Source organism: Tannerella serpentiformis (assembly GCF_003033925.1).
GTDB lineage: Bacteria > Bacteroidota > Bacteroidia > Bacteroidales > Tannerellaceae > Tannerella > Tannerella serpentiformis.
In genome coordinates, this window is the sequence record NZ_CP028365.1 from 1,572,087 (window position 1) to 1,592,012 (window position 19,926).

Annotated in this window: 20 protein-coding genes and 1 tRNA gene; 20 read left to right on the forward strand and 1 reads right to left on the reverse strand. The window is 59.7% G+C overall.

What is annotated here, in order from left to right; genetic code table 11:
* The first annotated feature begins 109 nt into the window (after positions 1 to 109).
* From metK to C7123_RS06475, 4 genes are all read left to right on the forward strand, one after another.
* Positions 110 to 1,402 carry a methionine adenosyltransferase gene (gene metK, locus C7123_RS06460; protein WP_037986456.1) on the forward strand — a complete coding sequence of 431 codons (1,293 nt, stop codon included), beginning with the start codon at positions 110 to 112 and terminating at the stop codon, positions 1,400 to 1,402.
* Between the two features lie 162 nt (positions 1,403 to 1,564).
* The gene (locus C7123_RS12900) at positions 1,565 to 3,166 is read left to right on the forward strand and encodes a glycoside hydrolase family 32 protein (RefSeq protein WP_069176197.1); all 1,602 of its coding nucleotides are present in this window, start codon (positions 1,565 to 1,567) and stop codon (positions 3,164 to 3,166) included.
* A gap of 21 nt (positions 3,167 to 3,187) precedes the next feature.
* Positions 3,188 to 4,039 carry a carbohydrate kinase family protein gene (locus tag C7123_RS06470; RefSeq protein WP_037986453.1) on the forward strand — a complete coding sequence of 284 codons (852 nt, stop codon included), beginning with the start codon at positions 3,188 to 3,190 and terminating at the stop codon, positions 4,037 to 4,039.
* 125 nt (positions 4,040 to 4,164) lie between these two features.
* Complete coding sequence (locus C7123_RS06475; protein ID WP_069176198.1) at positions 4,165 to 4,872, forward strand: LiaI-LiaF-like domain-containing protein; 708 nt, start codon at positions 4,165 to 4,167, stop codon at positions 4,870 to 4,872.
* Here the strand turns inward: C7123_RS06475 and C7123_RS06480 are convergent.
* The gene (locus C7123_RS06480; RefSeq protein ID WP_159049857.1) at positions 4,865 to 5,392 is read right to left on the reverse strand and encodes a hypothetical protein; all 528 of its coding nucleotides are present in this window, start codon (positions 5,390 to 5,392) and stop codon (positions 4,865 to 4,867) included. The genes C7123_RS06475 and C7123_RS06480 overlap by 8 nt on opposite strands.
* A gap of 125 nt (positions 5,393 to 5,517) precedes the next feature.
* Between C7123_RS06480 and C7123_RS06485 the strand changes: the two genes are divergently transcribed.
* The 16 genes from C7123_RS06485 to C7123_RS06560 all read left to right on the forward strand — a co-directional run bounded on the left by C7123_RS06485 (position 5,518) and on the right by C7123_RS06560 (position 19,774).
* A complete protein-coding gene (locus C7123_RS06485; RefSeq protein WP_069176200.1) occupies positions 5,518 to 6,516 on the forward strand; it encodes an FAD:protein FMN transferase in 999 nt (332 codons plus the stop codon).
* A gap of 251 nt (positions 6,517 to 6,767) precedes the next feature.
* Positions 6,768 to 7,334 (forward strand): nitroreductase family protein, encoded by a 567-nt coding sequence (locus C7123_RS06490; RefSeq protein WP_069176201.1) that lies wholly within the window; start codon positions 6,768 to 6,770, stop codon positions 7,332 to 7,334.
* Complete coding sequence (locus C7123_RS06495; RefSeq protein WP_244905553.1) at positions 7,331 to 8,113, forward strand: Rossmann-like and DUF2520 domain-containing protein; 783 nt, start codon at positions 7,331 to 7,333, stop codon at positions 8,111 to 8,113. The genes C7123_RS06490 and C7123_RS06495 overlap by 4 nt, the downstream gene beginning before the upstream one ends.
* A gap of 72 nt (positions 8,114 to 8,185) precedes the next feature.
* Positions 8,186 to 8,701, forward strand: coding sequence for a KdsC family phosphatase (locus tag C7123_RS06500; protein WP_037983559.1), 516 nt, complete (start codon positions 8,186 to 8,188; stop codon positions 8,699 to 8,701).
* Positions 8,702 to 9,290: 589 nt separating this feature from the next.
* Entirely contained in the window at positions 9,291 to 11,756 is a 2,466-nt protein-coding gene (locus C7123_RS06505; RefSeq protein WP_069176202.1) for a TonB-dependent receptor, read from the forward strand.
* A gap of 117 nt (positions 11,757 to 11,873) precedes the next feature.
* Positions 11,874 to 12,134 carry a hypothetical protein gene (locus tag C7123_RS06510; protein ID WP_069176203.1) on the forward strand — a complete coding sequence of 87 codons (261 nt, stop codon included), beginning with the start codon at positions 11,874 to 11,876 and terminating at the stop codon, positions 12,132 to 12,134.
* Positions 12,131 to 12,406, forward strand: a complete 276-nt coding sequence (locus tag C7123_RS06515) for a type II toxin-antitoxin system YoeB family toxin (RefSeq protein WP_069176204.1) — start codon at positions 12,131 to 12,133, stop codon at positions 12,404 to 12,406. Before C7123_RS06510 ends, C7123_RS06515 begins: the two co-directional genes overlap by 4 nt.
* Before the next feature lie 76 nt (positions 12,407 to 12,482).
* Positions 12,483 to 12,695, forward strand: a complete 213-nt coding sequence (locus tag C7123_RS06520) for a hypothetical protein (protein WP_069176205.1) — start codon at positions 12,483 to 12,485, stop codon at positions 12,693 to 12,695.
* Positions 12,692 to 13,021 (forward strand): hypothetical protein, encoded by a 330-nt coding sequence (locus C7123_RS06525; protein ID WP_037986445.1) that lies wholly within the window; start codon positions 12,692 to 12,694, stop codon positions 13,019 to 13,021. Before C7123_RS06520 ends, C7123_RS06525 begins: the two co-directional genes overlap by 4 nt.
* A 67-nt stretch (positions 13,022 to 13,088) precedes the next feature.
* Positions 13,089 to 14,654, forward strand: coding sequence for a GH3 auxin-responsive promoter family protein (locus tag C7123_RS06530; protein WP_069176206.1), 1,566 nt, complete (start codon positions 13,089 to 13,091; stop codon positions 14,652 to 14,654).
* A 440-nt stretch (positions 14,655 to 15,094) separates the two neighbouring features.
* Positions 15,095 to 15,454: a hypothetical protein gene (locus tag C7123_RS06535; protein ID WP_069176207.1), complete on the forward strand. Its 360-nt coding sequence runs from the start codon at positions 15,095 to 15,097 to the stop codon at positions 15,452 to 15,454.
* Positions 15,451 to 15,846 carry an acyl-CoA thioesterase gene (locus C7123_RS06540; RefSeq protein ID WP_037986440.1) on the forward strand — a complete coding sequence of 132 codons (396 nt, stop codon included), beginning with the start codon at positions 15,451 to 15,453 and terminating at the stop codon, positions 15,844 to 15,846. Before C7123_RS06535 ends, C7123_RS06540 begins: the two co-directional genes overlap by 4 nt.
* A 23-nt stretch (positions 15,847 to 15,869) precedes the next feature.
* A complete protein-coding gene (gene dprA / locus C7123_RS06545; RefSeq protein ID WP_069176208.1) occupies positions 15,870 to 17,012 on the forward strand; it encodes a DNA-processing protein DprA in 1,143 nt (380 codons plus the stop codon).
* A 47-nt stretch (positions 17,013 to 17,059) separates the two neighbouring features.
* On the forward strand, positions 17,060 to 18,742 hold the full coding sequence (locus C7123_RS06550; protein WP_069176209.1) for a sulfatase-like hydrolase/transferase: 1,683 nt from the start codon (positions 17,060 to 17,062) through the stop codon (positions 18,740 to 18,742).
* Positions 18,743 to 18,806: 64 nt separating this feature from the next.
* A complete protein-coding gene (locus tag C7123_RS06555; protein ID WP_069176210.1) occupies positions 18,807 to 19,607 on the forward strand; it encodes a M48 family metallopeptidase in 801 nt (266 codons plus the stop codon).
* Between the two features lie 83 nt (positions 19,608 to 19,690).
* Positions 19,691 to 19,774 (forward strand) — tRNA-Leu (locus C7123_RS06560).
* Positions 19,775 to 19,926: the final 152 nt, after the last annotated feature.

Here is a 19,926-nt window from a genome sequence, read left to right on the forward strand (position 1 = left end):
ATGCTAAACGGCCATCCCCCCTACCCTGCCGGCCGAAGGGCTCCACAATCTCACCCCACTACTCCGATTCATTACAACACATGGTTTTATCACTCAATAAAGAATTGTAATGAGTTACTTATTCACCTCCGAGTCGGTGTCCGAGGGACACCCCGATAAGGTGGCCGACCAGATCTCGGACGCCTTGCTTGATGAGTTCTTGGCCTATGACCGAGACTCGAAAGTTGCCTGCGAAACGCTGGTTACGACCGGACAGGTCGTACTGGCTGGAGAAGTTAAATCGAGCGCTTATATCGACGTGCAGGATGTAGCCCGCCGCGTCATCGAGCGCATCGGCTACACCAAAAGCGAGTATCAATTTGAAGCCAAATCGTGCGGCGTACTCTCCGCTATCCACGAGCAGAGCGGCGACATCAACCGCGGCGTAGAGCGCACTGACCCCTACAATCAGGGCGCCGGCGACCAAGGCATGATGTTCGGCTATGCTACCAACGAGACCGAGAACTACATGCCTCTGGCTCTCGACCTGGCCCACGGCCTCCTCACCGAGCTGGCCTCCATTCGTAAAAATGAACTCGAGAAGATGCCCTACCTCCGGCCGGACGCCAAGAGTCAGGTGACGATCGAGTACGACGACAACGGGCGCCCGCTGCGCATCGATACGATCGTGATCTCTACCCAGCACGACGATTTTATTAAAGCTGAAGGCGGCCGCACGCAAGAGCAAGCTGACGCCGAAATGCAACAGAAGATCGCCGACGACGTACGCACGATCCTCGTGCCCCGCGTCAAGGCCCAGTATCCGCCGCACGTTCAGGCCCTGTTCAACGACGAGATCAAATACTTCGTCAACCCCACGGGCAAGTTCGTCATCGGTGGCCCCCACGGCGACACCGGCCTGACGGGACGCAAAATCATCGTCGACACCTACGGCGGCAAGGGCGCCCACGGTGGCGGAGCCTTCTCCGGCAAGGATCCCTCGAAAGTGGACCGTTCCGCTGCCTATGCCGCACGCCACATCGCTAAGAACCTCGTAGCCGCCGGCGTGGCCGACGAGATGTTGGTTCAGGTATCGTACGCCATCGGCGTCGCCAAACCGATGAACATCTTCGTCAACACCTTTGGCCGCTCGAACGTGAAGATCAGCGATGGCGAAATCGCTCAAAAAATCTGGGACCTCTTCGACATGCGCCCCAAAGCCATCGAGGAACGGCTCAAACTGCGTAACCCGATCTACCTCGAGACGGCCTCTTACGGTCATATGGGCCGCACGCCGCAGACGGTGGAGAAGGTGTTCCATTCGCGTTACAGCAGCGAGCCGACCGTCTGCCGTGTGGAGCTCTTCACCTGGGAGAAGCTCGACTATGTAGACAAGGTCAAAGAGGCTTTCGGACTGAAGTAACCCTCCGAGGAACATAACCGCCAAAAGCTCTTATATGCCTGCCGCCCGTCCGTGCCACGCCGCATGGCGGGCGGCTTTTTCGTTTTGCCCCTGGCGATACCGCCCATCTCTACCTCTTACTCCCCCTACTACGTTTCACTACTTCTATTCCTTGCCACCGACATGAAACCGCTTGCCTGCTATGCCCTCGGCGCCCTGCTCAGCCTCGCCGCCTGCACCGGACACAAATCTGCCACCGCCGAAACCGAGGCGGAGGACTTCTCCGGGCCCTACAACGAAATGTATCGCCCGCAGATCCACTTCTCGCCCGCCGAACACTGGATGAACGACCCCAACGGGCTTGTCTATTACGACGGCGAGTATCATCTCTTCTATCAGTACTACCCCGAGAAATCCGTTTGGGGGCCCATGCACTGGGGGCACGCCGTCAGCCGTGACCTGATGCACTGGGAACACCTGCCCATCGCCCTCGCTCCGGACAGCCTCGGCTACATCTTCTCCGGAAGTGCCGTCGTCGATTGGGAGAATACCTCCGGCTTAGGCACGAAGGAGAACCCGCCACTCCTGGCCTTCTTCACCTATCACAACCCCGACGCCGAACAGGCCAAAAAGACGGAGGTCGAGTCGCAAGCATTGGCTTACAGCACGGACCACGGCCGTACCTGGACGAAGTATGCTGGCAATCCCATCCTGCCCAACCCCGGTGATGCGCGCGACTTCCGCGATCCGAAAGTTTTCTGGCACAAAGCGTCGTCACGCTGGATCGTTTCGCTGGCCTGTGGCGACGAGATCCGCTTCTATGCCTCGCCCGACTGTAAATCGTGGACCTACCTCAGCAGCTTCGGCCGCGATCGGGGTGGCCACGGCGGCGTGTGGGAGTGCCCCGACCTCTTTCAGCTGCCCGTCGCCGGCACGGACGAGACGAAATGGGTGCTCATCGTCAACATCAACCCCGGCGGACCTGCGGGAGGCTCGGCCACGCAGTATTTCGTCGGCGACTTCGACGGCAAGACCTTCACCTCGCCCCAGCGCGAAACCCTGTGGATGGATCACGGTGCCGACAACTACGCGGGCGTGACCTGGAGCGACGCGCCGGACGGTCGGCGGATCCTTATCGGCTGGATGAACAACTGGCTCTACGCCGGCGATAAACCGTGCGTTACCTGGAGCGGCGCCATGACGCTGCCGCGCGAATTAGGTCTCGTGCCGGGGCCTGACGGCAAGGGCTATCTGCTCACCTCCACGCCCGTCCGCGAGCTGGACGGCCTGCGTGGCGAGACCGTCATGCTGAAAGGTCTGCAAGTGGACGGCACACTCGACCTTACGAAGCGCATCCCCTTTGTTCGCTCGGCCCTTGACCTACGTCTCACCTTCGATCTCGCAGCCGCCAAAGGCTCCCTCGCCACACGCTACGGCGTCCGCCTCCGGAACACCCAAGGCGAATACATCGACATCGGCTACGACCGCAATCGTCAGGTTTTCTACATCGACCGCACCCACGCCGGATCGAAGGCACTCCCCGTGAAGGAGTTTGCTGCCGTCCACACGGCCCCCTTCGTCGTAAAGGGCCAGACGGTCGACTGGCGCCTCGTTATTGACCGCGCGTCTGTGGAGTTCTTCGCTGCCGGCGGACGCGTCTCCATGACCGACGTATTCTACCCCTCGGAGCTTTTCCGCACCGTCGAACTCTTCACCGAGAAAGGCTCCATCCATGCCGACGGCGAAGTGACCCAGCTTCAATCCGTATGGAACCCATCGAAATAGCCCACCAAAGACTTCAGAACTATGAATAAGAAACCCCTCATCATCGGTATCGGCGAACTGCTCTGGGACGTGCTGCCCACGGGTAAGAAAGCAGGCGGCGCCCCTGTCAATTTCGCCTATCACGCCTCACGCTTCGGCGCCGAGGCTTACGCTTTCAGCGCCATTGGTAACGATCCCCTCGGCGATGAGATCCTCACCGAGATCGACCGCATCCGCATCCCTTACATCATTGAGCGCGTCGACTATCCCACGGGCACTGTCATCGTGGAGCTACGCGACGGCATCCCCAACTACACCATCATGGAGGGCGTCGCGTGGGATCACATCCCCCTGACCGACGAGATGAAGCAACTGGCCTCACGTGCCGACGCCGTCTGCTTCGGCACTCTGGCTCAGCGCGCCGAGGAGTCGCGTATCACCATCCAGACGCTCCTCTCGCACGTGCCGGAGAGGGCTCTGCGCGTCTACGACATCAACCTCCGCCAGCATTACTACTCCCGCGAACTGATCACGGCCTCCCTGCGCCATTGCAACGTCTTCAAGATTAACGACGAGGAGCTCGACCTGCTGCGCGGCCTCTTCGATCTCGAGACCGACACGCTGCACGACTTCTGCCGCCGCTTTGTGGCCCTGTACAACCTCCGCTACCTCATTCTCACTGCGGGGGCTGATTATAGCGCCGTCTTCACCCCCGCCGGCGAATCGTACATCGACACCCCACGCGTGGAGGTGGTCGACACGGTCGGTGCGGGTGACTCGTTCACGGGCACCTTCATTGCCTCCGTTCTCGACGGTCGCCCACTGGCTGAGGCACATCGTCTGGCCGTAGACCATGCCGCCTACGTCTGCACCCAAGCCGGCGCCTGGGTATGATTCGTCCTGCGATCACTGCATGATTTCTTGACGAGGAGGGCGGACACAACGGCCCGCCCCCTCTCCACCCTCCACCCTCTACCCTCTATCCTCTACCCTCTATCCTCTACCCTCTACCCTCTATTATGGAAAAAAGAAAATTCGGCTGGCCGCTGCTGCTCATTGCCATCGGCATCATCTTCCTACTGAAGAACCTCGGTTTCATCGACCTCAACTTCTACGAACTGCTCTTCTCCTGGCCCATGATCCTTGTGGCCATTGGTGTAGTGCAGCTGGTCGACCGCTCCTATGTCAGTGGTTTCATCCTGCTCTTCCTGGGCACCGTGTTCATGTTGCCCCGCCTCGACATCATCCAATACGACGCCATGCGTGTCTTTTGGCCCGTTGTCCTTATTGTCATCGGCACCGCCCTACTCTTTCGTCGCCGCGGCATCTCCTACGCCGCCTCCGCCGATCGCTACCGTGCATCTGCCGCCAGCACCTCGCCCGACGCCGACGGCTTTGTCCGCATCGACACCTCTTTCAGCGGCTCTAAGACCCTCTTCACCGAACCCGTCTTTCGTGGCGCCATCCTCCGCAGCACCTTCGGCGGCATCGAGCTCGATCTGCGCAGTGCCCGCCTCGATGACCTCGAAATTTTCGTCGACCTCGACTGCACCTTTAGCGGCATCACCCTCCGCGTACCCCCTACATGGCGCATTGACTCTCGCATCCGCTCAACCTTCGGCGGCTTCGACGATAAACGTCCCCACCTGCCACCCGATGCCCTCGACATGGCGCACACCGTCGTTCTGCGCGGCTCGGCCACCTTTGGCGGTATCGAAGTCAAGTAGTGTTTTGACGCTTGCGGAACTCCCGCAAAGGCCCTTTTCTCCGTTTTGACGCTTGCGGAACTCCCGCAAGGGCCGTTTTCTCCGTTTTGACGTTTGCGGAAGTTCCGCAAGTGCCTTTTTCTCCGTTTTGACGCTTGCGGAAGTTCCGCAAGGGCCTTTTTCTCCGTTTTGGCGTTTGCGGAACTCCCGCAAGAGCCGTTTTCTCCGTTTGGATGTTTGCGGAAGTTCCGCAAGGGCCCTTTTCTCCGTTTTGGTGTTTGCGGAAGTTCCGCAAGCGCCCTTTTCTCCATTTTGACGTTTGCAGAACTTCTGCAAGCGCCGTTTTCTCCATTTTGGTGTTTGCAGAACTTCTGCAAGCGCGCTTTTCTCCATTTTGGTGTTTGCAGAAGTCCTGCAAGCGCCGTTTTCTCCATTTTGACGTTTGCAGAAGTTCTGCAAGCGCGCTTTTCTCCATTTTGACGTTTGCAGAAGTTCTGCAAGCGCGCTTTTCTCCATTTTGGTGTTTGCAGAACTTCTGCAAGCGCTTAAACCCCGACCTGGGTCTATCTTCGCGCCCCATACATTGATCAGATGATGAAACAGAACTACATGACCCGCCCCAGGGCGGAAAGAAGGCCTACCGGTCGCACGATTACGGCCCTGTGCATGCTGCTTGTGTCGGCAGTCATAGCCTCGTGCAGCGACCGCAAAGGCGAGTTTTACGAAGAGGAGGGGACGGTTTTCCATACCGTCTACCACATCAAGTACCGCACCGACAAGGGGCCGCTGACGGACAAGATCGCTGCCGAGTTGCAGGCCTTCGATGCCTCGCTGAACCCCTTCAATAAAGCCTCGATCCTGGCCCGCGTGAACCGCAACGAGGAGGTGGAGGTGGACGATTGGTTCGTGACCGTCTTCAATCGCGCGATGGAAGTGTCGGAGCGGTCGGGCGGCGTGTTCGACGTCACCGCGGCGCCGCTCATCAACCTCTGGGGCTTCGGCTATGAACAGAAAGACAGCGTCTCGCCGGCCGTCATCGATAGCATGCTTCAGTTCGTGGGCTACCGCAAGGTGCGGCTCGACGGGCGGCGTGTGGTGAAGGATGATCCGCGGATCGAACTCAGCTTCTCGGCCATCGCCAAGGGATACGCCTGCGACGTGGTCGCTGCGTTGCTCGAGCGCGAGGGCGTGGAGGATTACATGGTGGAGATCGGCGGCGAGGTGGCCTCGCGCGGCATGAACCCACGGGGCGAATGCTGGCGTATCGGCATCAATAAGCCGGAGGACGACACCACGGGCGTGAAGAACGAAACGGAAGAGATCGTCCAGCTCTGCGGCCGGCGCGGCATGGCTACGTCGGGCAACTACCGCAACTTCCATATGCGTGACGGCAAGAAGGTGGCCCACACCATCGATCCGCGCACGGGCTATCCCTCGCAGCAAAACATACTCAGCGCTACGATCGTGGCGCCGGACTGCATGACGGCCGATGCCTATGCGACGGCTTTCATGGCGATGGGTCTCGAGGCTGCCTGCCGCATGGCGGAGTCGGTGCCGGAGATCGCTTATTACGTGATTTATGCCGACGAGTCGGGCGTGCACCGCGTGAAGATGTCGCCGAAGCTGGAGGAGATGATCGTCGGGAAAGCGAAAAACGAGAAATAAAAAGGGTATCCGGCGAGAACTTGCCCCTCGTGTCATGACAAGGAGAAGTCAGGGGCTTTGCCCCCATCCCCCACTCCCTTTTCTTCCCTTGATGGAAGAAAAGGAAGCAAAAGAAGATCAAGGCGGCTGCGGCCGCCGGCGAAGTTGGCCGGGTACACACGGGTATTTGGCGAAGATTTGCCGGGTACACACGGGGTATTGGGGAAGTTGGCTGGATACGCGAATAACTACACCAATTAATAAATAGCACAATGGAAAGTTTCAATGAATTGATGATGCGCCGCCGCAGCTCGCGGAAGTTTACGGCCGAACCGATCGCACCGGATCAGGTGCAGGAATTACTGAAAGCAGCGCTCGTGGCGCCGACGTCGAAGAATGCGCATTCATGGCAGTTTGTGGCCGTGGAGGACCGCGAGATGCTGGAGCGACTGGCTGCTTGCCGAAAGATGGGTAGCTCCTTCCTCAGCGGCTGCGCGTTGGCCGTGGTAGTGATGGGCGACGTGACCGTGACGGATGTATGGGTGGAAGACGCTTCGATCGCCGCCGCATACATGCAGCTTCAGGCTGAAGATCTCGGCTTAGGCAGCTGCTGGTGTCAGGTGCGTAACCGTCACACGCCGGACGACACCGAGGCCGAGCAATATGTCCGCGACCTGCTCGACATCCCCTATCAGCTTGGCGTGCTCTGCATCGTCGGCTTCGGGCACCGCGAGCGCGTGGGCCGACCGCACGACGAGGCGGCGTTGCTTTGGGAACACGTGCATATCGGCCGTTACCGCACGGCGGAGATCACCGGAGACGGTCAGGTGCAGGCATGATGAACGAGACGGTCGTGATGATCGGTGCTGGGCGTGTGGCCACGCATCTTGCGCAGGCGTTGCGTGAGCATGCGGGGCTGCGCCTCGTGCAGGTCTACAGTCGGACGGCGGAGCATGCCCAGGCCTTAGCCGAGAGGTCGGGCGACGCGGCGTGGACAACGTCGGCTGAAGCCGTGCGCACGGATGCCGACGTGTATGTCTTCTCGCTCAGCGATGATGCATTGGCCGGCGTGGCCCGTCGGGTGCCGGCGAATGATGGGCTGTGGCTGCATACGGCGGGCAGTGTGCCGATGAATGTCTTCCGCGGCCGGGCGCGGCGCTACGGCGTGCTTTATCCGCTGCAGACGTTCTCACGCGAGAGGTCGGTGGACTTTCGTCGGGTGCCCTGCTTTGTGGAGGGCTGCACGGCGGGGGTGACCGACGAGGTGCGGACGCTGGCCGAGCGACTCTCGGACGAGGTGCATGAGCTGTCGTCGGTCGATCGGGCGTACCTCCATCTGGCAGCGGTCTTTGCTTGCAACTTCACGAACCACATGTATGCCTTGGCCGACGGGATCGTCCGTGCGCGTGGCCTCGATGGCTCTGTGCTCCGTCCGCTGATCGACGAGACGGCCGCGAAGATCCATCGCCTCACGCCGCGTGAGGCGCAGACGGGTCCAGCGCTTCGCAACGACCGCGCCGTGATCGATCGTCAGGCCTCAATGATCGCCGACCCGGATGTGAGGCGTCTCTACGAGGATATCAGCCGGGGGATCTACGCCGAACGACTAAAAAGTTAGGGGGGGCGGAGTTTGGCCGGGCTCCTGAGTGGCTCTTCTCGTTTTTCACTATTCACTTTTCACTTTCAAACAATGATTCCTTACGATTTGACCCGCATACGGGCGTTTCTTTTCGACGTGGACGGCGTGCTGTCGTCCGACAAAATCCCGCTGGCGGACAACGGTGATCCGGCCCGCACGGTGAACATCAAAGACGGCTACGCGTTGCAGTTGGCCGTCCGACACGGCTACGAGGTGGGCCTGATCACGGGCGCTTACACGGAGAACATCCGCCGCCGCTTCGAGCACCTCGGCGTGAAGCACATCTACCTCTGCAGCAGTGTCAAGATCATCGACTATGAGGACTTCCTCCGCCGGACGGGCCTCACGGACGAGCAAGTGGCCTTCGCTGGCGACGACATCCCGGACTATGAGGTGATGCGTCGCGTCGGGCTGCCCATTGCACCCAGTACGGCGGCGCCGGAGATCAAGCGCATCGCCCGTTACATCTCACCACTGGCCGGCGGCGACGGCATCGCCCGCGAAGTGATCGAGCAGACGATGAAGGTGCAGGGCACATGGATGTCCGACAAGGCGTTCGGGTGGTGAGATTTTAGAGAGTAGAGGGTAGAGGGTAGTTGCCCGGTGCGCGCAAGGGATGAATACACGTAGCGCGGTAGGGGCGTATTGCATACGCCCTACAAATGTCCCGGAAGGGGCAAATGCCGGTATCTGTATTCGACCCTGCGGGCCGTCTAAAGGGGCGTATGCGATACGCCCCTACCCTACCGGCAGGAGAGGCGGCTATTCTTAATGACGACCGATTGGCTATAAATCTCCGCCCCTCTCCACCCCTCAATCTATCTTTTGAAAAGATGCGGAGGAGGTTCGGAATCGCATCTTTTCGCCCGAAACGACCAAAAAGTGGTTTGCGGCCATTTCGGGTCGCCTGAAACGACCAAAAAGAAGTTTGCGGCCATTTCGGGTCGCCCGAAGTGACCAAAAAGAGGTTTGCAGCCATTTCGGGTCGCCCGAAACGACCAAAAAGAGGTTTGTGGCCATTTCGGGTCACCCGAAACGACCGAAAAGAGGTTTGCAGCCATTTCGGGCGAAAAGATGCGGCGTCGAGGGGCCGGCGATACATACGTTTCCCCTCGTTCGCCCGTTAAGGAACCGGTTTACACAATAGATAAATAGGATGAAGAGTAAAAGACGATTTACACGATGCGGCCTGCTGGCCACGGTGCTCAGCCTCTGCCTGAGCCTCACGACGGCGTGGGCACAGCGAATCAAGATCTCCGGTAACGTGCGCGACGCCGACGGCAACCCCGTGGAGCTGGTCCTGGTGCAAGTCAAGCAAACGATGAACGGCGCCATGACCGACGAGAAGGGTTTCTATTCGCTCACCGTGGCGCCGACGGACTCCGTCGTGCTCGTCTTCTCCTGCCTTGGCTACCACAAGGCCGAGCGCATCATCCCGCGGCCCGCTGGCGACATGCGCGTGAACGTGCAGCTGACCTCCGCGGCGCTCGAGCTGGGCGAGATCGCCGTCACGGCCACGCGCCGACAAACGACGACCATGGAGCATCTCGACGCTAACCGGCTCAAAGTCCTGCCCGACCCTTCGGGCGGCAGCATCGAAAGCCTCGTGGTGACGTACGCCGGCGTGTCGTCAAACAACGAACTCAGCTCGCAGTACTCCGTTCGCGGCGGTAGCTACGACGAGAATATGGTTTACGTCAACGGCATGGAAGTGTTCCGCCCGCTGCTCATTCGCTCCGGCCAGCAGGAGGGGCTGAGCTTCGTCAACCCCAACCTGACGGAGCAAGTACAATTTTCGGCCGGCGGATTCGAGGCGCGCTATGGCGACAAGATGAGCTCCGTGCTCGACATCACGTACAAGCGGCCCAAGGGATGGGAGGGCGCCGCCACGCTCGGCATGTTGGCCTCCTCGCACCCCACGCTCAGCACGGCCAACGCCTATGTGGGCAGCGCCAGCAAACGCTTCACGCAAGTCACGGGCATCCGTTACCGCATGTCCAGCTCGCTGCTCAGCGACGCCGACTCGCGGGCCGAATACGAGCCGCGGTTCGTCGATCTGCAAACGTTTATGACTTACCGCCCGGCACCGAAATGGGAGGTGAACTTCCTCGGCAACATCGCTTCGAACCACTACTCCTACCGCCCCATCGAGCTACAAACACGCTTCGGCACGACCGAGGAGCAGCGCGTCTTCCACGTCTACTTCGACGGCCGTGAGCGCGACCGCTTCGATACCTACTACGGTGCCCTGACGCTCAAGCATACGCCCAGCGACAAGTCGGAAGTCGGTCTGCAAGCCTTCGCCTTCCGCTCGAACGAGGAGGAGAGCTACGACATCGAGGGCGCCTATCGCCTCGACAAAGTGGGGGAGGAATCGGCCGGCGAAGCCTCGTCGCTTTCGCTGGCGTCGTATCACGAACACGCCCGTAACCGCCTTCAGGCCACCGTGGCGCATGTCGGCGTCTATGGCCTCTCGCAGTTGTCGTCGTTTCATACACTCAAGTGGGGCGCCGGCCTCCAGTCGGAGCGTTTCGTGGATCGCATCAGCGAATGGGAGAGCCACGACTCATCGGGTTATTCGCTGCCGCAGACGGGCCGCGAGGTGAACGTCATCGCCAACCTCTTTTCTAACAATAGCCTCAGCAGCATGCGTGGCTCGGGTTATGCACAAGACGTGATCAAGTTTCGCACCCCGCAAGGACTCTTCACCGTCATTGCCGGTCTGCGCGCGACCTATTGGAGCTACAATCGCGAACTGCTCATCAGCCCTCGCGCCTCCGTCGGCTTCATCCCCACAGCCAACCAAGACATCACGCTACGCCTGGCCACCGGACTCTATTCGCAGTCGCCCTTCTATAAAGAACTGCGTGTGGAGGAACAAGATGCCGGCGGCAATACCGTCGTGCGCCTCAACAGCGATTTGAAAGCCCAGCGCTCCATCCACTTCATCCTCGGAGGCGATTATAGCTTCAAGGTCGGCGGCCGCAACTTCAAACTCTCGTCCGAGGTCTATTACAAGCACCTCAGCCGCATCAATCCCTACACGGTGGACAACGTCAAGATCCGCTACTATGGTGAGAACTGCGCGCGGGGCTACATCGTCGGGTGGGATACGAAGCTCTTCGGCGAGTTCGTCCCCGGCGCCGATTCGTGGATCAGCCTCTCGCTTATGCAAGCCCGCCAGACGATCGACCGCACGGGTCAGCCGACCGTACATGCGCCCCTGCCGAACAGTCCGGCCTACAACCTCTCGCTCTATTTCCAGGACTATTTCCCGGGCTATCGCCGGGCCATGGTCAACCTGCGCGGCGTTCTGACCGGTGGCCTTCCCGTCACTGTTCCGCGACAAGGCTACACTGGCAACACCTTCCGTACGCCTGCCTATCGTCGCGTCGACATCGGCTTCACCTATCAGCTCGTCGGTGGCGAGAGTCGCGTGATGGATAGCGGCCTTTTGCGTCACTTCAAGAACCTCTGGATCGGTGTCGATGTCTTCAACCTACTCGACATCTACAACACCGGCTCCTACTACTGGATCACCGACGTCTACAACCACCGCTACGCCGTTCCCAACTACCTCACCGGCCGCCAACTCAACCTTCGCGTCAGTGCAGACTTCTAAAGGCGTCAGGGACGCCAGCCAAGTTTGCCGGATACTCGGCCATAGTCTCCGTCCCCATTCGCTTTTCACCTCCCCCTCTACCTTTGTCCCATCCATTCATCCTCAAAACGAAGCATCATGGCAACAGTAAACTTTACCACCCAAGAGTTCACCTCCCGTTCGGATCAAGCGTTTGACTTGGCCGATAAGGGCGAAAAGGTGATCATCCGTCGCGGCCGCAGACGAGCTTATAGGCTCATTCCCTTCACCGAAGAGTCATCGGGCATTACACCCGAATTACAAGCCAAAATCGATCGCGCAAGAGAAGAGCAGCGTGCAGGAAAATGCATCAGGCTGACAACGCACGAGGAAATCGATCGATATTTTGATAGTCTATGAGATACATAATCGATATCTCAGACCATGCGGATAAGATTATTCGGAAGTGGAAGAAGTCTAATCCGCAGCTGTTCAAGAAGTATCAAAGGATATATCACGAGTTAGCTGATCATCCTCGTACAGGGACCGGCCACCCAGAGCCCCTTAGAGGCGGCAACGACATCACCTATTCGCGGCGCCTCTCAGCCCACGACCGCATCATCTACGACATCCACGACGAGACAGTCACCGTGCTCGTCATTGACGTCGAAGGCCATTACGACGACAAATAGTAAATCTCCGCCCCTATTCGCTTTCCACCTCCCCCTCTACCTTTGTCCCATCCATTCATCCTCAAAACGAAGCATCATGGCAACAGTAAACTTCACCACCCAAGAGTTCACCTCCCGTTCGGATCAAGCGTTTGACTTGGCCGATAAGGGCGAGTCTTTCGTATCAACTGACGAGACGTATTTAGCGCCGGACAAAGAGCTGCGTCGGGCGATTCATGCAGAAGAGCTGCTGGTCGGCGTGGAGAAAGACATTAGAGAAATGTTTCGGGAACACACGACGTATGCATGATGGTATTCTTCCTACCTGAAGTGCGGCAATACCTCCGGGAGTTGATGGAGGTGCTCTTTGAAAAGGAATACTTTGGCTTTGAAGAGTCGGCTATTAGATATGTGCGAGAATTGATTTTCGATATACGTGACACCCTGCCGACAAGGCCGGCCAAGAAGGCCCCGCCACGCTTCAACCGATACGGAGAGCATCTGTATTATGCTGCGTTCCGAAAAAGCAAAGCCACACAGTGGTATGTCTTCTTTACTCGCTACAGGGTAAATGGCGAGATACACTATCTCGTTAGATACATCAGCAACAACCATATGATCTCCCAATATCTTTAGTAAGCCCCCGGCCGGATACGAAACCATCTTGTATTCGGCCACTTTTAGTTTTTAGCTTTTCGATTCCATGCTCACCACCCTCCTACGTCCTTTGTTTTTACGCCGTGCGCGCGTCATTGAGACTTACGCCACGGAGGCCCACGCCATCCAGCGCCGGCAACTCGGCCAATTGATTCGCACCGCCCGACAGACGGAATGGGGCCATGTGCACTGTTTCGACCGTATGCCCGTCGAGTCGGACGCTTACGAGGCCTTCCGACGGGCGGTCCCCGTCAGCGCCTACGAGGATTTGCAACCCTACATCCGACGCATGATCGACGGCCAGCGCAACGTGCTCTGGCCCGGAGCCACGCGATGGTTCGCACAGAGCAGCGGCACGACCGACGCACGCAGCAAATACATCCCCGTCACCCCAGACATCCTCCGCCGGGCACACTACGCCGGCGGATTTGACACCGTCGCCCTCTACCTCCGCAACAACCCCCGCTCCCGCTTTTTCGACAGAAAAGGACTCATCCTTGGCGGCAGCCATAGCCCTTCGCCCCTCAACGCCCGCGCACATTGCGGCGACCTCTCCGCCGTACTGCTCCAAAATCTCAACCCGCTCGTCAACCTGATTCGCGTACCCTCGCGCCGCATTATCCTCATGGACGAGTGGGAGGCCAAGATCCGCGCCATTGTTCGGAGCACGCGCAAGGCCCACGTGGGCAGCCTCTCCGGCATACCCTCCTGGATGCTCGTCCTGATCGAAGCCGTCATCCGTGACGCTGGCGCGCAGACCCTCCTCGAGGTCTGGCCTGACCTCGAAGTCTTCTTCCACGGCGGCGTCGGCTTCGAGCCTTACCGCAACCGTTACGCCCGCCTCATCCCCTCGTCCGACATGCGTTACATGGAGACCTACAACGCCTCCGAGGGCTTCTTCGGACTCCAGTCCGAGCCCACCGACCGCAGCCTCCTGCTCATGCTCGACTATGGCATCTTCTACGAGTGCATCCCCATCACCGCCCTGCCCACCGATGGCAGTCCCATCCCGCCGGATGCCGTCCTGCCGCTCGAAGAGGTGCGCACGGGCGAGAACTATGCCCTCGTCATCACCACCGCCGGCGGCCTCTGGCGCTACCTCATCGGCGACACCATCCGCTTCACCTCCCTCCGCCCGTATAAGTTTCTCATCACCGGTCGCACGAAGCATTTCATCAACGCATTCGGCGAAGAGCTCATGGTCGATAACGCCGAACGCGCCATCCGTCAGGCCTCGGAGGTCACCTCTGCCACCGTCCGCGCCTATACCGCCGCGCCGCTTTACCTCCTCACCGACCGCGCCAAGGGTCGCCACCGTTGGCTCATCGAGTTCGACACCCCGCCCACATCGCTCGACGTCTTTGCGGCCTCGCTCGACACCGCCCTCCAAGCCCTCAACTCCGACTACGCCGCCAAGCGCTACAAAGAGATCTCCCTCCAGCCGCCCGAGATCATCCCCGCCCGCCCGGGCCTCTTCTTCGACTGGCTCCGCAGCCACGGCAAGCTCGGCGGCCAACACAAAGTCCCCCCCTTGAGCAATACATCTGATTTAATGGATGAGCTGCTGGCGATGAATAGGACGAAAGCGACAGTGTCGCCAGCGTTCCCATAGACCATGATAGTCGCGGCGACAGTGTCGCCAGCGTTCCCATAGACCATGATGGCCTCGGCGACAGTGTTGCCAGCGTTCCCATCGACCATGATAGCCTCGGCGACAGTGTCGCCAGCGTTCTCATAGACCATGATGGCCCCGGCGACAGTGTCGCCAGCGTTCTCATCGACCATGATAGCTCCGGCGACAGTGTCGCCAGCATTCCCATCGACCATGATAGCCTCGGCGACAGTGTCGCCAGCGTTCCCATCGACCATGATAGCCCCGGCGACAGTGTCGCCAGCGTTCCCATCGACCATGATAGCCCCGGCGACAGTGTCGCCAGCGTTCCCATCGACTATGATAGCCCCGGCGACAGTGTCGCCAGCGTTCCCATCGACCATGATAGCCCCGGCGACAGTGTCGCCAGCGTTCCCATAGGCCATGATGGCCCCGGCAGAATGTCTGCCGGCGTACTCATGGGGTGTGATGGTCGCGGCAGAATGTCTGCCGACGTACTCATGGGGTGTGATAGTCGTGGCAGAATGTCTGCCGACGCACTCATGGGGTGTGATAGTCGCGGCAGAATGTCTGCCGACGCACTCATGGGGTATGATAGTCGCGGCAGAATGTCTGCCGACGCACTCATGGGGTGTGATGGTCTCGGCAGAATGTCTGCCGACGTGCTCATGGGGTGTGATGGTCGCGGCAGAATGTCTGCCGGCATGCTCATGGGGCATAATAACCCCGCTATTGCGCTACCCATAGCGCTCCGATACGCGGCTCTGCCTACTTTTGGTCTGTCAAACAAAACCCTATGAGTACATATCGATTTGAACTGGAGATGAAGGTGCGCGATTATGAATGCGACCTGCAAGGCGTGGTGAACAACGCCAACTATCAACATTATATGGAGCATACGCGCCATGAATTCTTAGAATCGCTGGGGGAGAACTTCGGCCGACTGCATGATCGCGGCGTGGATGTGTTTGTCTCGCGGGTAGACATCCGCTACCGCCATGCGCTGCGTAGTGGCGACCGCTTTCGGTCGTGCATGAACCTGCGGCGCGAGGGCGTGAAGCTGATCTTTCTGCAAGATCTCTATCGGCTGCCCGACGGTGTGCATGTCGTTTCGGGGCGTGTGGAGACTGTGGCCGTCGAGGGTGGACAGCTGACGCGCGGTGAGTATTTCGATCAGCTGCTTAAAGATTAATCGAAGGAAGGAGACCGTATCACATGGACAACGAACGCATCGCTTTAATCGCACTGAAGAGAATCTATGGCGTGGGCGACATGTCCCTCCGCTGGCTGCAAAAGCATTTCGGTTCGGCTGAGGCTGCCCTCGGCGCCACGGTTCCGCAACTGGCCGAAGTGGAGGGCGTGGGACGTGAGATGGCCGAGCGCATCGTGGCCGAACGCGACGAGGCCCTGCGGCGTGCGGAGCAGGAAGTGCGCTTTGCCACGGATCATGCCATCCGTATCTATACCCTCGCAGACAGCGACTACCCCAACCGACTGCGTGCCTGCCTGGACGCACCGCCGGTGATTTATTATCGTGGCACGGCCGACCTCAACGTTGCGCGTATCGTCAGCATCGTGGGTACGCGTCGCTGCTCGGACTATGGCACCAACCTGGCCACCCGAATCGTTGAGGAGCTGGCGGCTACAGACGCCTCGATCGTCATCGTCAGCGGACTGGCCTATGGCATTGACGTCTGTGCCCATCGTGCCGCGCTCCGTACGGGGCTGCCCACGGTCGGGGTGTTGGCGCATGGGCTGGATCGGATCTATCCAGCGACTCACCGTGCCACAGCGGCAGACATGACCTTGCGCGGTGGCCTGCTGACGGACTATCCCTCGGGGACGAACCCCGTGCCCGAAAACTTCCTCAGGCGTAACCGACTGATTGCCGCCCTGGCCGATGCGACGGTCATCATCGAGTCGCCCGTCCGGAGCGGCGCCCTCTCGACGGCGGCTTATGCCCAAGGCTATCAGCGACGGGTCTTTGCCTGTCCGGGGCGTGTGACGGACGAACTTTCATTGGGCTGTCTGCACCTCATCGCCGAACGGCGTGCGCGGCTGATCTCCTCGCCGGCCGATCTCTGTGAGATGATGGGGTGGGCGCCGTCGGAGAAGCGCGTGAAAGCAACGAGTAGCGCCTCGGCTCCGTCCACCTCACAGCGTCCATCGACGGCCGAGCCTCCCCTGCCGGACAATGCCGTGACGCGTGTGCTCCGCGCCAAGGGGCCGACGCAGATCAACGACCTGGCACGCCTCACGGACCTCTCCGTGCGGGAGGTGATGGCCATCCTCTTCGATCTGGAGATGGACGGCCTCGTGGCCACCCTGCCCGGTGGGATGTATAAACTCGTCAGGTAGTTTTGCAGCCGCGCCTTTAGGGGCGCATAACTACGCTATCCATAGATATGAAGACCCTCTTGCAAATACTCAAGGAAAGGAAGTTGCAGCTCTTCTTCCTCCTCTACGTACTCATGCCTGTGCCTGTGCTGAGTCTATTGGCACAGAACCTCTCGCTCAGTGCCGTAGCCGTGGGCATTGGCCTCAGCTTGCTGCTGCTCTGCGTCGTCTTTTTGCTTGCCTCGTTTATGACCACCCGGGGGCTGAAGATCTTCTACTCCCTGCTGTTGGCCGTGACGATCATCCCCGGCACCATCCTCATTGGCTACCTCTTCATCGGCCATGTGCTCCTTTCGGGCGGCACCATCACGTCGATCTTCGAGACCAACACCGACGAGGCCTCGGAGTTTATCGCCTACCTCAATCCCTGGCTCGTGACGGCCGTCACGCTCTTCGTGCTCACGCCGATCGTGATGATCTGTCGCATGAAGCAGCCGGAGCGCTTCTTCCGCATCCGCCGCCACAAGTACGCCTTCTTCGCCTTGGTGTTCGTGGCCCTGCTCTTCGTCACCGTCCGGCCCGTGGCGCAACGGATCTACTTCGTGGACTTCTATCGTGTCTTTGCCCACTATAAGATCGGTCGCTTCCGTGAGGAGCGCGCCCTAGCCCGTCGGCATACGCTGCCGTTCGAGGTGCGTACGCAACCGGACAAGACGCCGCGGCTCGTGGTGCTCGTCATCGGTGAATCGCATGCCCGACGTCACATGTCGCTCTACGGTTATCCTCGCGACACGAACCCGTTGCTCTCCGCCCGACGCGGTGAGCTCTCGGTCTATACCGATGTAGTCTCGCCACAGGTGCACACCATCCCCGTGCTCCGCGCCGCGCTCACCTTCGCCGACTGGGACCACCCCGAACGCCTCACCACCTACCCCTCGCTCATCGAGCTCTTCAACCGTGCCGGATTCGAGACGTACGTCATCAGCAATCAGCCCCTGCTCGACGGCTCGTCCAGCTACGACGCCTTCCTGAAGCTGGCCGACCACACCGTCGACCTCTCCGCCCGCAAGGCCCCCGACGGCATCCTCCTGCCGCCCTTCGAGCAAGCCCTGACCGCCCCCAGCGATCGTCCGAAACTGATCGTGCTACACCTCATGGGCTGTCACATCGGGTATAAATACCGCTACCCCGCCGACTTCGACTTCTTCACGCGCCTCAACGACACGCTGCCCAACGCCCAGCCTGACCTCACACCCGAGGCCCGCACCACCGTCGACGAGTACGACAATTCCGTCCGCTACAACGACTACCTCCTCTCCACACTCATCGCCCGCATCGAGCGTGAGCACACACCCGCCGCCCTGATCTACTTCTCCGACCACGGCGAGGAGGTGAACGAGTTCCGCCCCTTCAACGGGCATGCGTACGAGAAGGTCACGTCCTACATGTGCGAGGTGCCCTTCCTCGTCTGGCTCTCGCCCGACTTTAGGCGTATGCGGCCCGACCTGCGATTCGACCTCACGCGCCCCTATTCCACCGTCGATCTGCCCTACACGATGGCCAATCTCGCCGCGCTCCGTTTCCAAGGCTATGACGACACACGCAGTCTGCTCTCTCCGCACTTCCGTCCCCGCCCGCGCCGAGTGGGTGAATTGCCCTACGAGACGGTGCTCGACATGACCCGTAAGGCTAAGGAGCGCCAGCGTGCCCCTTCCTTCTTCGGCTCCCTCACGCGCCGACTCGCGGAATGATCCTCTCCTATCTTTGCAGCACAAATAATCAATGTATTACTCACTCAAATTAGACATTTGACCTATGAAAAAAATGATCTTCTTCATGGCCTTAGCCATGACCCTGACCGCCGCTCAAGCGCAAATCAGAATCGGCGGAAAGAGCATCAACCTCGACAAAGCCACTCAGGCCGTCAGCAAGGTGGCCAAGGCCGTCACACTGAGCGATGCCGACATCTACAACCTCTGCCACGAGTCGGTCGAGTGGATGGACAAACACAACGAAGTGGCCAAGGACAACTCAGAGTATGCCAAGCGCCTGGCCCGCCTCACGAAGGGCTTCAAGGAGGTGAACGGCATGCCGCTCAACTTCAAGGTCTATCTCGTGACAGACATCAACGCCTTCGCCTCGGGCGACGGCAGCGTCCGCGTCTTCAGCTCGCTGATGGACATCATGGACGACGACGAACTGATGGGCGTCATCGGCCATGAGCTCGGTCACGTAGCCAACACCGACGTCAAGGACGCCATGAAGCAGGCCTACATGACGGCCGGACTCATCGATGCCGCCAGCGCCGTCAGCAACACCGCCAACAGGCTCTCCGACACGCAGCTCAACAAGCTCACCCAAGCCTTCCTCAGCGCCCAGTTCTCGCAGAAGCAAGAATCGGCCGCGGACGAGTACGGCATCAAGAAATGCGCCGAGCTTGGCTTCGACCCCTACGGTCTGGCTAACGGACTGCAGAAGTTGGCCGACCTCTCCGGTGGCGCCAAGCAGTCGGCGGTGCAAAAGATGTTCTCCTCTCACCCGGACGATGGCAAACGTGTAGCCCGCGCCAAAGCTCTGGCCGAGAAGTACAGCAAAACGCAGTCAAAAAAGAAGTAACCCCCGCCCCGAATCTCCCGCCATCGCCCTCCGGCTTTCGTGATCTGAGAAATGCGCCTATATTTGCGGCGTCTTCCACGAAGGCCCAGATGGCGGAATCGGTAGACGCGCTGGTCTCAAACACCAGTGGATTCACTTCCATCCCGGTTCGACCCCGGGTCTGGGTACCGAAAAGCAAAGCCAAGGATTGATTGATTCAGTCCTTGGCTTTTTTGTTGGCCGATGCCAAACACGCGGCGCATTTCGGTGGTGCACGCTCCGTCGAATAGCCTCCTTTGATGCGTAAAGGTGGGGCAACCGACGGCGATCAGCCTCATGC

Bases quoted from the DNA above. Each gene is read 5' to 3' on its own strand.
- metK (WP_037986456.1), top strand. From the start codon at position 110: ATGAGTTACTTATTCACCTCCGAGTCGGTGTCCGAGGGACACCCCGAT.
- C7123_RS12900 (WP_069176197.1), top strand. From the start codon at position 1,565: ATGAAACCGCTTGCCTGCTATGCCCTCGGCGCCCTGCTCAGCCTCGCC.
- C7123_RS06470 (WP_037986453.1), top strand. From the start codon at position 3,188: ATGAATAAGAAACCCCTCATCATCGGTATCGGCGAACTGCTCTGGGAC.
- C7123_RS06475 (WP_069176198.1), top strand. From the start codon at position 4,165: ATGGAAAAAAGAAAATTCGGCTGGCCGCTGCTGCTCATTGCCATCGGC.
- C7123_RS06485 (WP_069176200.1), top strand. From the start codon at position 5,518: ATGCTGCTTGTGTCGGCAGTCATAGCCTCGTGCAGCGACCGCAAAGGC.
- C7123_RS06490 (WP_069176201.1), top strand. From the start codon at position 6,768: ATGGAAAGTTTCAATGAATTGATGATGCGCCGCCGCAGCTCGCGGAAG.
- C7123_RS06495 (WP_244905553.1), top strand. From the start codon at position 7,331: ATGATGAACGAGACGGTCGTGATGATCGGTGCTGGGCGTGTGGCCACG.
- C7123_RS06500 (WP_037983559.1), top strand. From the start codon at position 8,186: ATGATTCCTTACGATTTGACCCGCATACGGGCGTTTCTTTTCGACGTG.
- C7123_RS06505 (WP_069176202.1), top strand. From the start codon at position 9,291: ATGAAGAGTAAAAGACGATTTACACGATGCGGCCTGCTGGCCACGGTG.
- C7123_RS06510 (WP_069176203.1), top strand. From the start codon at position 11,874: ATGGCAACAGTAAACTTTACCACCCAAGAGTTCACCTCCCGTTCGGAT.
- C7123_RS06515 (WP_069176204.1), top strand. From the start codon at position 12,131: ATGAGATACATAATCGATATCTCAGACCATGCGGATAAGATTATTCGG.
- C7123_RS06520 (WP_069176205.1), top strand. From the start codon at position 12,483: ATGGCAACAGTAAACTTCACCACCCAAGAGTTCACCTCCCGTTCGGAT.
- C7123_RS06525 (WP_037986445.1), top strand. From the start codon at position 12,692: ATGATGGTATTCTTCCTACCTGAAGTGCGGCAATACCTCCGGGAGTTG.
- C7123_RS06530 (WP_069176206.1), top strand. From the start codon at position 13,089: ATGCTCACCACCCTCCTACGTCCTTTGTTTTTACGCCGTGCGCGCGTC.
- C7123_RS06535 (WP_069176207.1), top strand. From the start codon at position 15,095: ATGTCTGCCGGCGTACTCATGGGGTGTGATGGTCGCGGCAGAATGTCT.
- C7123_RS06540 (WP_037986440.1), top strand. From the start codon at position 15,451: ATGAGTACATATCGATTTGAACTGGAGATGAAGGTGCGCGATTATGAA.
- dprA (WP_069176208.1), top strand. From the start codon at position 15,870: ATGGACAACGAACGCATCGCTTTAATCGCACTGAAGAGAATCTATGGC.
- C7123_RS06550 (WP_069176209.1), top strand. From the start codon at position 17,060: ATGAAGACCCTCTTGCAAATACTCAAGGAAAGGAAGTTGCAGCTCTTC.
- C7123_RS06555 (WP_069176210.1), top strand. From the start codon at position 18,807: ATGAAAAAAATGATCTTCTTCATGGCCTTAGCCATGACCCTGACCGCC.